The organism is Paenibacillus barcinonensis (assembly GCF_003217495.1).
Taxonomy (GTDB): domain Bacteria; phylum Bacillota; class Bacilli; order Paenibacillales; family Paenibacillaceae; genus Paenibacillus; species Paenibacillus barcinonensis.
This window is the reverse complement of sequence record NZ_QJSW01000006.1, coordinates 354,721-366,288: the sequence shown is the minus strand read 5'-3', so window position 1 is coordinate 366,288 and position 11,568 is coordinate 354,721. Positions and strand designations below refer to the sequence as shown.

The 11,568-nt window shown below is 36.0% G+C and carries 7 protein-coding genes and 1 pseudogene; 6 read left to right on the top strand and 2 right to left on the bottom strand.

Annotated features, from left to right (window positions below):
- Positions 1-291: 291 nt before the first annotated feature.
- Entirely contained in the window at positions 292-2,586 is a 2,295-nt protein-coding gene (locus DFQ00_RS12815) for a hypothetical protein (protein WP_110896860.1), read from the top strand.
- 80 nt (positions 2,587-2,666) lie between these two features.
- Here the strand turns inward: DFQ00_RS12815 and DFQ00_RS30320 are convergent.
- Positions 2,667-3,549: pseudogene (locus tag DFQ00_RS30320) on the bottom strand (IS30 family transposase).
- 389 nt (positions 3,550-3,938) lie between these two features.
- Here DFQ00_RS30320 and DFQ00_RS12805 point away from each other — a divergent pair.
- Complete coding sequence (locus DFQ00_RS12805; protein ID WP_110896859.1) at positions 3,939-6,257, top strand: tetratricopeptide repeat protein; 2,319 nt, start codon at positions 3,939-3,941, stop codon at positions 6,255-6,257.
- Between the two features lie 1,012 nt (positions 6,258-7,269).
- Here DFQ00_RS12805 and DFQ00_RS12800 read toward each other — a convergent pair.
- On the bottom strand, positions 7,270-7,683 hold the full coding sequence (locus DFQ00_RS12800; RefSeq protein ID WP_110896858.1) for a helix-turn-helix domain-containing protein: 414 nt from the start codon (positions 7,681-7,683) through the stop codon (positions 7,270-7,272).
- Between the two features lie 228 nt (positions 7,684-7,911).
- Here DFQ00_RS12800 and DFQ00_RS12795 point away from each other — a divergent pair, with 228 nt between their 5' ends.
- Genes DFQ00_RS12795 through recD2 form a run of 4 tightly spaced genes read left to right on the top strand, consistent with a single transcriptional unit; the run spans position 7,912 to position 11,488 of the window.
- Positions 7,912-8,127, top strand: coding sequence for a helix-turn-helix domain-containing protein (locus DFQ00_RS12795; RefSeq protein ID WP_110896857.1), 216 nt, complete (start codon positions 7,912-7,914; stop codon positions 8,125-8,127).
- On the top strand, positions 8,120-8,392 hold the full coding sequence (locus DFQ00_RS12790) for a group-specific protein (RefSeq protein ID WP_110896856.1): 273 nt from the start codon (positions 8,120-8,122) through the stop codon (positions 8,390-8,392). The genes DFQ00_RS12795 and DFQ00_RS12790 overlap by 8 nt, the downstream gene beginning before the upstream one ends.
- Before the next feature lie 37 nt (positions 8,393-8,429).
- On the top strand, positions 8,430-9,245 hold the full coding sequence (locus tag DFQ00_RS12785; RefSeq protein WP_167433695.1) for a transcription termination/antitermination NusG family protein: 816 nt from the start codon (positions 8,430-8,432) through the stop codon (positions 9,243-9,245).
- Positions 9,245-11,488, top strand: coding sequence for an SF1B family DNA helicase RecD2 (gene recD2, locus DFQ00_RS12780; protein ID WP_110896854.1), 2,244 nt, complete (start codon positions 9,245-9,247; stop codon positions 11,486-11,488). The genes DFQ00_RS12785 and recD2 overlap by 1 nt, the downstream gene beginning before the upstream one ends.
- Positions 11,489-11,568 lie beyond the last annotated feature (80 nt).

Genomic DNA, 11,568 nt, shown 5'->3' with positions numbered 1-11,568 from the left:
GGTACTTTTCCCCTGCTGGTGGAGGATTTCTAGCTTGCTGCGTTCGATTATGCTAAGATGTGTGTAGCTCATGGTGGATTCTCCTTGTGTGAATGTTTGTTGTGGTGACTTCATTCTACACGAATCCGGCCATGGGCCATTTTTTATTTATTTCCAGTAGGTGTCGCACTTCATATTACAATCCGTCATAAAAAAAGAAGCGATGATATTTGGTTAGAAATCATTTCATTTATATTTGTTAACTGTTTTGGATTTAAAGAGTTAGATATATGTGAAGATAACTTATGCTATATGAAAGAACTTAGTACTAAATTACATCTTATTAATAAAGACAATCAAAAACATGGGGAGATTATTGGTGAGGAAATTTTAAGTGTTGTTTCACCATTAATTAATACTAGGGAAGAAATAGACATCAAAAAATTGGTTGAAGATTATCTTATTATTTTATCTGAATTGCCTAATTTAAGCAAAAGCATCCTTTGCATGAAAATATTTGATGATGACTTTTTACAAGATTTAGAATATGAAGTACTTAAAAGAACTGAATTCCCCCAAATAAATCATGAAACAACAAATGAATTCAATAATCTTATAGAATTTTGTTTAGAGGGTGCAATTACTTCACAGTCTAAGCCTTACACTAACCACCATAAACACAAATTTCAGCAAACCTTAGTAAGAAAAATATATGATAAGTTTTATCCTAAACAATATTATGTTTTACAGGATGAAATGCATTTAAAACAAGAACTTGAAGAAATTCTTTATGAGAAAAAAGGATTTTTCTCGATCAAAGAATTTGATTTTATGTTTGATAACGATTTCAAAACACATTTAGAATTGATACAAATTAATATACATGACAAAAAAAGAGAGTTTACTACACATAATGACATGAATCTTTTGTACATCAAAGATATAGTAAATTATATTTGCAACCAAATGATGGATGTATGTCCTCAGAACAACATCAAATTCCTGAATACAGATTTAGAGAAATCTATAGAGGTAATTTATAAATGCATGTATGAGAATATCGAAAACCAAATAAGGTCAACTCAAGGAAAATTTAAATTAGTTTTTGATCTAAATGATATGGATGGAAAACAGCAACAACTCTTATCAAAGTGTTTAAAGACTGTTGCAACACCGATGATCAATTCTGGAATAAGGATTGACTCACTTACTTCTGTAATAAAAAAAGTAACGATATCTGATTCTTTTTCAAATAATTATGCTTTAATGCTTGATGATTTAGATATTCAATCATTAACTTTTATAGATACGCATGGACTTGATCACATTGAAAAAGGTGTAAGTAAAAAAAGATTGTTAAAAGATTTTTTTAGTGAACAAAAAGAGAACAGAGAGAAAAATTTATCCTCAGCAAAGCAAGGAATCGACGCAGTTTTTTATCTAAAGAAACTAGACGCTGGGCGTCCTACTGAGCTAGATTATATTGTACCTTTAATTTATGAAGTTGAACCTCAGGTCACTTTATACTGCGTTTTTACTGGAATTGATATATTTAACCTAGATAGCAATCAAGTTAGAACATCATGGGAATATGGTGATGTAACTGCTCCTAAAGCTGTACAGTACCTATTTTCATCTCAGCTAGAGCAAGTTTTAGACAGGAAACTTAAATTTAGTAATGGTAAAAAGAAGATTGTATACCATACACTTAGAAACAACATAGGAGCGTTTTGTGGTATTGATGCTTCAAAATATATTATTCTTAACCAAGAGAGGGTGAGGAAAATACTTATATCTATCCTCATTAGAGAAAAAAATAGTATAGATATTATCCCTAATAAACTAATCAAGGACATAAAAGGTGAATACTATGACAAACTAAAATTTGAAGTTAAACAACTCCTCTTAATGTTTTTTGATAAGGCCTCAATTACAAATTGGAAGGAAATTCCTTGGAACACTGCAAGAGCTAATGCTTCAAGAGTGAATAGTGAACAAAAAAGAAAAAAAGAAAATCAATTAGGCTACTTAGGAGCATACAGGCATAGATGGGACATGATCTTTCAAGAGAGTTATAACGAAATTTTTTCAAATGAAAGATATACTAAGAAATTACTAGAAGTCTTTACTAGCAATCGTGAGAAAGTAGAGTCGGTTCTTATTGCTATGAGAGATAAATTTCTAGGTAAAAACGATGAAATCTATAGTTTAAAAGCAAATTCAGATTCTCATTTCAAAAAACTGTTAATTCGTTTATATGATGGAGAAGAGAATAATCCTTTTAAACCGTCTAGTGTAATCGTGGGTAAAGATACAGATGAATCAAAAAAATATTTAAATAATGTACTTGATTTCCGTAGGCTAATCTCGAAAGATAATCATTTAGATAAATTCGCGGAACTCTATATTTTACGATTAATTGATTCATTACAAGATGACCGAACATCGAGCATAAAAAATGTTTTAAAGTATGGTGAAGGAATTCAAGAGAGTATACTTTCAGCTTACGATAAGGTTGGTCGTATTTTCAATTTTGAAGAGGATTCAAAAGAACATGAGGTTGTTTTTTTTGATATCGTGGAAAAGTTGTTGAACGAAGATAAATAAGAATAACTAAGATCATTTGACATTTATTTAAATTAAATGACAGATTGTCAAATTAAGTGTGACAGTTCCTCTGATAAGGATTAGTGAGCGGGTTTCCAACCTAAACATTTACGAGGTTTGTTATTGATTAAATCAAGTGAGTGGGAGAGGTCTTCATCCTCAACTACAGCAAGATCCATACCTTTCGGGAGAACTCTCAAAGTGACCCGTTCATATTCTCATTGGATCCCATTGCTAGGGATGAGTGTGGATCAGCAAAAAACGTCCAGGTCTGAGTGGATTCCACATTTGCATAGCAAGTAAACTCTTTGCCACGGTCTGCTGCCTTCGGGTACTTTGATATGGCTACACCGAGACCGCTTTCCATCGACAAGTCTGTTCGATCTGGATGAGTATGACGGTAGATAGATGTGTCTTTCGCTCAATGAACGTGCCGATGCATCCCCTACTTTTTCCACAACTCAAAACCATCGTGTCTAGCTCCCAATGTCCAAATGTTTCACGAGATCGAATCTCTTAGGGACGCTGAGCAAGGGTTTTCCAATCCTATATCTACGGGAGTTTGAGCCACTTTCTGACGCTTTGCTTTGTTACAGAGTACTGAAGCAAACCACACATTAGTCGGCCAGTGTATATCCATCGATAGATGGTTTTAAAGGAAACGACTGGCAAGCCGTCCCTTCGAAAACGTGCCATGATTTGCTCTGGAGACCACGTCTTGTGAAGTTTTTCCTCCAGCGAAGTCTAGACAAATTCCCTGTGGGTACCGAAGCCTTACGCCCCTCATGGTAGGCTTGCTGGGCTTGTTCTGCGTGGCACTCGGAAGCTGCTGTACGTTCTAACTCCCGGCAGATCGTCGAAGTATATCTACCGAGTTCCTGGGCAATGGCTCGTGAACTTTTCCCTGCTGATGAAGGATTTCTAGCTTGCTGTGTTCGATTACCCTAAATGTGTATAGCTCATGTTGGATTCTCCTTGTATGAAGGTGTATTGTGGTGACTTCATTCTACACGAATCCATCCATGGGCCATTTTTATTTATTTCCAGTAGGTGTCCTTTTCATATTACAATCTGTCTTATAGTAATGGGAGCCAGTAATACTTGTACCCTTTTCAGTTTATTTTACTTGGTAGATAATTTGAGTATCAATACTATAATACTATGTTTGCAATCCAGTGGCTAAGATAAGTAGCATATGGTCATGTATTTTGACGAGTATAGTATTGTCATATGCTTAATAGAACGCGACAATGACATTCTAAACTATTAACTTCATTATAAATATAATTAAACTAGAATTTTAAGCAACGTTGAGTCACAGGTTTCTATTAATTTTTTAAAGGATGATTCTGATGAAATTTCCAAGTGAACAAATTGAATTACTTCTACAAGAAAAGAATTTCGACGAAGCAGAGAGACTTTTGTTAGATATCAGAAAGAAGGACAAGAATAACTCTGCTAATAATTATTACTTGGGATTGCTGTACTCTAATTATTCTAATCCTAATGAATCGGAAGAAAAAGCCAAAGAATATTTTATAGATGTAATAAGTTCGGAATATGTTTATGAATATGCATATATTTACTTAGAACAAAGGGAAAAGAACAAGAATAAATCAATAAGATTACTAGAGGCAGGATTGAAAGTTTTTCCGAATAGTATTGGGCTCAATGAGAGGTTATTGTATCAACTAGACTCTGAAATAAAAGAAGAATTCTATAAGAAGTTGATGGCTAATGGAATATCATCGAATGAATTACATTATGTTATGGTGGACTATTATTATCGAAATGGTAAATATATTGAAGCCATAGATGCATCCAAAGAGATCATTATTAAGTTTGAAAATGATAAATTATTTATCGATTTACACAATTCATATTGTTTATATAGGATGGGAGAAATCGCAACAGCAAGTGAGAATCTTATTAATTTGATAAATATAGATTTAAAGCACGATTTGGACTATGCTCCTCATATTGCTCTTATTCTATGTTACCTACATGAGAATAAAAATAAAAATGCTTTTGAAATTTTCGGGGAAATTCCTGAAGATCATGAAATTGATATAAACATAATGTCTTATCCACATTTTATAATTAATTTCGAGACAGAGTTTAATGATGCCCTTTTAAAACTAGAGATGCTGAATAGTGACAGGTTATTATTAGCTAAATTGAAAGGACTACGTGGCTTGTCTCAATCGAGTTACCAACATAATAAGGCTCAAGAAAAAAAGATAATTAAAGATTTAGAATTCGCTCAAAAACATCTGAAAAACAATCTAACTTATACACAAAAACTAAAAGAGTTTGCAGAATTATCAAATAAAAGTTTGGAAGCTTTCAAATTTGCTATTTATACAATACGCCATGGATATGAAAAATATAAAGAGGATCTAGAAAGTAAATATTATTGGGAATTTATAAGTGACTGTAATGAAGACGAGATATTAGGTATGAAAGAAAGTCTAATTCAAGTTTTGAGGGAAGTGGCCTATCTTAAAGATGACTTCTCAGGGGAAATGCTTACACAGTTGATTGAAAGACTTTTTGACTTTGAAAAGTTTAAAGATATTACTGAGATTGCTGAGGAGTTAGGATATAAAAAATTAAACAAGTACATTTTATTTGAGGTAGCATATTCTTATTCCAAAATTGGTGAGATTGAGTTGTCTAAACAGTATTATGAAAGATACGAAGAGGAGAATGGAAAAACCAATGCTTCTTCAAATAACATTGGAGTCATTTTTGAAAAAATGGGATTGCTCTACGAAGCACAGGAAAGATATAAAATGGCAATGGAATTAGACCCACAAGATAATACTGCATCAGAAAATTATAGAAGTACAACTAAATTGATAGGTGAAAAAGAGCATGAACAAGAGGTCTTAATGAAAGCTGCTCATCAGTTTTTAAATGAGAACGCATGGATAAAAGGTAAACTCTTTTCTTTCTCAAAATATCAAGATAATAAGGGTTTTATCATATGTTCTTATAAAAAATTGCCTAATCTCTTAAACGTTTCTGAGATTAAAGCTAATGAATTAATGAAAAGTTTTCTGGAAAATAAGTATTTATTTAAAATTACTGACCACAATTTGAATACGACAAGTTCAGTTTACAGGATAAACTCAGATATTGCTCTCATATTAATGGATTTAGAGAAGGAAGGCGAAAAAGAGAGTGATTTGATTGAAATTGCTGAGAATATTACGTTAAGTAGTTTTCGAAATTTAGGGTATGATGAAAAATTAATATCAGCACTTGATAAAATTTCTAATCCGGTTCTAAAAGGTATGTTGGAACGAGATTTAAATGAAAATGTCTTTAGTTTAAGTACAAAATCATTTAAGTCGGCTTTAATATTGAGTGGTAGCATAATTGAGGCTATTCTCCTCGATCATATTTTAGCGAAAAATATTACTCAATATACTATGGAAAATGGGAGAAACAAGAGAGTGGCTCAAATGGATTTAAATGAGCTCCTCTACGTTTCTAATCAGGAGAACTTTATAGATATACAATTATATTATTTATCGCATGCAATACGTGGGTTTAGGAATTTAATACATCCTGGTGTTGAGCAAAGAAAACGTGCGGTAATAGTGAATGAAGAAAATGCAATGTTGGCATGGAGCATTGTGAAAAAAGTTATTCATGAGATTTAACAAAAAATTTTTTCTCAAGTGAGTTGTTAAAGGGAATTAGAGTGAAAAGGGCAACTTTATTCGTTCCTGATTAATTACACTTCGAGATTTGAGGAGACTATGTTCAATGAGTTCCTTGAAATAAGTGATCTCGCGTTTGTTCTTCGGGAGGGCGCATTGCAATTTCATAAAGCGCCTGCAGTCCTGTATTTTTGAAAGTGCAAAAATCAGACCCGAGTGTTGAGAACGCTTAAATGAACATGTGTTCCTATGATCGTCTAAAATCAAAGTGTTCCTCAAGCCAACGTAAATACCCGTCAGCGTCTTTGACTTGTTGCACAAGCTTGCGTTCGTCAAACGTTAATGCGTCAATCATTGTGTCGCGAACCGGATGGAGACGTTTTCCATTTTCAATTATCGCTTCGCCAGCCACACCTTCATATGTGTTAGTTTCAGCGATTAGCGTTGGGAGAACGAATGAAATTATAATGAAAAAAGCGTGAAATTTGAACGCATGTTTTTTGTGTTGATGTAACCGTTAGAAATGATATAATAGTTAAATCGTGGTAAGGTTTAGGAGGGAGGTGTAACCCTCTTTGACGACAGAAACGATTATAACTTTAGTTTTCGTAGCAATGACTTTTGTAGTAAATCTGTTTAATGCATTCATCAATCTTATAAATATAAAGAAAAAGTAGTCGACCCCGTCCAAGGAAACGACTACTAATTTAGAGCAGTATTCATTTAGAGATTGAAACCTTACCACGATTAACTTACTGAGTCTGAAAGTTTGTGTTTTAGACTGATTGTCAATCATGATTTACATTTTATTTTACACCTGTGTGTTAAATGGTTCAAGTATTATATTTGTTTAATTGAAACTACCCGCTCGGATTTAATCTCCGTTAGCGGGCTTTTTGTCGTTACAGGGATAATCACCAATTTCGAGGGTTCCAAATGGGGGGGATTCCTCCAGCTTGTTCCTCAATATAGCTGAAGAGCGTTATACATCATGTTTGAACGCTCGTTATAGTTACTCTTTCTTTTTCTTATCTTGTTCTAACTTCTCTTCCCAAAACAATCCCGACAGTATATCTATAACACGTTGGCGTTTCTCACCCTCAATAGGAATCCCATCAAATAAAACAGGCTGCTCATCCTCAAGCATTTTTCTAAAATCAGCTATATCTTCTTTGGTTGCCCATTCAGGGAAAGATTCATTTCGCATGTTATTGTTCTTATCATCATTTTGACGACCTAACAAATAATCTACACTCACATTGAAGTAGCCAGCTAGTTTAGAAGCGACATCAGATGTCAACGTACGTTTTCCAGTTTCAAGATTATAAAAAAATTGAGGAGAAATTCTCAAATACTGAGCTACTTCAACTCCGCTCTTATGTTGAGATTTTCTGATCTCTCTTATCCTATTAGGATAACTCGACATAATGAATAAACGCTCCTTTAAACTAATTGATTAATTAATCATATCAACAAATAGATTAAGCATCAAACATCAAATGGATTAATTACGAGCAAATGAGCGAAATAAAGAGTAAAACAATTAATCTATATGATTAATCTTATAATTCGAGTGGCTTTGAATCTATTTGGTTAATTTTTGGTTTGATTAAATTAATCAAATAGATTAATATTTATATCAGAGGTGAGACAAATGAATATTTCCGAACAGATTAAACCACTCATTAATGAGAAGGGAATAAATCCATCAGAATTAGCTAGTTTAGTCGGGTGTTCTCCTCAATATATGCATAATTTGCTCAAAGGAAGCCGTCGATGGAATGAAACAACTTTATCCAAAACTTGCAGGGCATTAAACATAGAAATCAAGCTAATGCCTAGAAAAAGTAATGAGGTGGAAAATGAGTAATCTTATATCCATCAACCTTGATGAAGATGAAGTGAAAAAAATCTGCCATGAAAAAATTGCTGATTTAATAAAAGAAGTTGATAACGAATTAATATTTTGGGATTCAAAACAACTAATGCGTCGTACTTGCCTAAGTTGGAACAGCATTCAAGCGTTGTTCTTTTTTGACTCAAGATTTCCTAAACACAAAGTAGGTGGTAAATGGTTGTTTCCAGCTAAGGAGACACGTGAATTCTTAGAACAATGGCTAAGGGAACAAAAATAAAATGATTGTCTATAAATTTTATTTGGGAGGTACTCTTATGGGAGCTGCATTTGCAATTCAAGTTATGACTGGCAAAGAAAACAATGTTAAAAAACTGATGGAGTGGGCTTTCTCTAAGTGTGAAAATGCACAGAAATGGGTCAAAGCCATACATAATGTCACTGAGTCTACGGTTCGTGTTTTAAGTGAAGGTGGACTTGGGAAAGTCAGAGAACGTGCAATCATGCCTGGGTACATCTTTTTGGAAATGAATTATGATGTGGATCAACATAACCAGTCAGCAGCCATCCCAGCAGATATATGGCATCTCATCAAGAGTATACCCGGAGTATTGAAGCAATTTACAAGTTCAGGGCAAGTTATCAGTGCCGATGAGTTTCAACAAATGCTTGGGCTGGAACCAGAAGAGCAAGTTGAGGTTGTCGTTTCTACGGATGAATCATCTATTGTAGAAACGGAAGCTACTCAGGTCAGTGAAGCAGAAGGCGCAGTGCAAAATGCGCTACATCAGGTGAATACAGCGAAGACCGTCGAAGAACGAGTAGAAGCAGAGAATGTTCTGGAGTCAGCCGAGAAAGAGCTGGAAAGCATGATTGAAAAATCATACGAAGAGTCAGTGGGTGCAACAGCTGTAGCATTGAGACGGATTCAAAAATCAGCTAAGGGATCATCTGAAAAAGGAATCATTGCATCGATTAAGGTTATGATCAAAAACGGCAAAGAACGGATATGTTTTCCCAAAACACTATTGGAAAAAATTATATCTTGTAACATTTCCGAATGCAAATCATCTCCTAACAACGTAATTAAGTTACTGTTGAAATATGTACGTCAGAAGATAGGCATAAGCTAATGGAGAATCGTGCTTTAGAGTCAAGTACGGGGCATATCGTGTATTACCGCTATCCTCGTGATGGAAATCTGACGGAGGAAAATGATTTTGGTATTGCTCAGTGGTTGCCAGAAGACAGTAATGGGGCTTTTACAATAAAAGGTTCACTTTTTGGTATGCACAAAAATGAGCGAATCAGAGTACATGGTACGTGGGAGACACACTCCAAACATGGTAAGCAATTTTTAGTCAGCCATTGGGAACGGCCATTACCTGAAACAAAAGATCAAATTGTATCCTTCCTCAGCTCTAAATTTGTAAAAGGCTGCGGGAAGAAAAAGGCTGAGCTGATTGTACAGAAGCTTGGTGAGCAGACATTGGAACGAATCATGAATGAGGGCGTAGTCTGTTTGACGGGGATCAAAGGAATTGGCCCTAAAAATGCAGTTAAGATTGCAGATAGTATTAAGGGCAATTTTGAGATTCAGCAAATGATGATGGCCCTGCTCCCCTATGGCATTTCTGCCGATACGATAACCAAAATGTACAAACAATGGGGGGCTGAGTGTGTAGACATTGTACGTCGTAATCCATATAAGCTCACCGAGATTCGTTTGATTGGTTTTCTCAAAGCAGACGAGATTGCTATGGCGATCGGCGTCAGTCCAGATTCGCCATATCGTCTGAATGCAGCGTTGCAATATGTTCTTAACGATATGTGCTACAGTGGCGGCCATTGCTTTGTACGTAAAGATGAGTTGATGAATCGTATAAGAGCACTTTTGAATGGTGTTCCAGAGCAGGATATTCTGACTGAATTACAATTGATGTCTGCTCACGAACAGGTCATTTGGGAAGAAGACAAAGTGTATCCGAAACACCTGTTTGTCTATGAAAAGAAACTTGCTTATAAACTGGCTTGCATGGCAAACCGGGGCGGCGGAGCTATGCCTTTTTTGGATCAGATGATTCGAGAATATCAGCTTCAACAGGGAATTGTCCTTGCTGAGAAACAACGTGAAGCCATTAGAGAGCTGTTTATACAGCAACTTGTCATTGTAACAGGCAATCCTGGCACAGGGAAGACGACTGTCGTTAAGGCTATGATAGATATCTACCGCAGGCATTATCCTGACTCAGCAATTGGATTATGTGCGCCTACAGGACGCGCAGCTCGCAAGCTGGGGGAATTGACGGGATTGGAATCCTCAACCATTCATGTGATGCTCGGCTTCCGTCCTGGCGCTGAGCCTGAGTACGGTGATGAGATGCCATTGCCATTTGACTTGATTTTCACGGATGAAGTTTCTATGAAGGATCTACAGCTTGCGTATCATTTGTTTCAAGCCATCGGACCAAACACAAAAGTGGTACTCATTGGGGATAGCGATCAGCTTCCGTCTGTGGGGCCGGGAAATGTACTGCATGATCTGATTTCTGCTGGCATCCCGCATGTTCGGCTAACTGAAATATTCCGTCAGGCGCGGGAAAGCCAAATTATTATGAATGCCCATCGAATTAATCGCGGTGAGCAGGTCGTTATGGATAAGAGTAAAGACGATTTCTTCTTTATTGAACAATCTGATCCGAAACGAATTGCCCATCTCGTAGTGCTCAGTGTACTTCGTTTTATGGATAAGGGGTACAAGCTGGAGGACATTCTTGTGCTGTCTCCCATGAAAAAGGGCATTATAGGCACGGAAGAGTTAAACAATGCGTTACAAGGAGCCGTAAATCCTCCAGCAGAGGATAAAGCCGAATTGACAGCAGTGGGACGTGTTTATCGCCAAGGAGATAAAGTAATTCAAGTTCGAAATGATTATAAGAAGAAGGTGTTGAATGGGGATATTGGTGTGGTCGTGGGCACTGCTTTTGTGGAAGATGAAGAGGGTGAGGAGACGAATGAAATCGGACTCGCTTGCCAGTTCCAAGGCAAAACCATTGTCTATAGCCGGCACGAACTCAAAGACCTTCTTCTGGCTTATGCCATAACGATTCACAAGGCTCAAGGTGGACAAGCTCCTGTGGTCATCATGCCTGTTTCAAGCACTCATTACGTGATGCTGGCTCGGAATTTGATTTATACAGGACTGACGAGAGCTGAGAGGGTCTGTGCCATGATTGGGACTCGAAAGGCTCTTCATGTGGCCATAAGTAATAATAAGCTAGTACAACGGAATACGGGACTAAAGGAACGAATCGAACATAATTTACGTGTCTATCAACATGATCAAGGAGTGAAGAAACATGTTAACTTATCCTAGACCGCCGTTTCTTCCTACGCAGCGAACACCTATGAGACAGGAGGTGTCTTTTTACGTTGTAGTGCTAAAAATTCAACGGA

Coding starts and splice junctions, on each gene's coding strand:
- recD2 (WP_110896854.1), top strand. CDS start 9,245: ATGGAGAATCGTGCTTTAGAGTCAAGTACGGGGCATATCGTGTATTAC.
- DFQ00_RS12805 (WP_110896859.1), top strand. CDS start 3,939: ATGAAATTTCCAAGTGAACAAATTGAATTACTTCTACAAGAAAAGAAT.
- DFQ00_RS12795 (WP_110896857.1), top strand. CDS start 7,912: ATGAATATTTCCGAACAGATTAAACCACTCATTAATGAGAAGGGAATA.
- DFQ00_RS12790 (WP_110896856.1), top strand. CDS start 8,120: ATGAGTAATCTTATATCCATCAACCTTGATGAAGATGAAGTGAAAAAA.
- DFQ00_RS12785 (WP_167433695.1), top strand. CDS start 8,430: ATGGGAGCTGCATTTGCAATTCAAGTTATGACTGGCAAAGAAAACAAT.
- DFQ00_RS12815 (WP_110896860.1), top strand. CDS start 292: ATGAAAGAACTTAGTACTAAATTACATCTTATTAATAAAGACAATCAA.
- DFQ00_RS12800 (WP_110896858.1), bottom strand. CDS start 7,683: ATGTCGAGTTATCCTAATAGGATAAGAGAGATCAGAAAATCTCAACAT.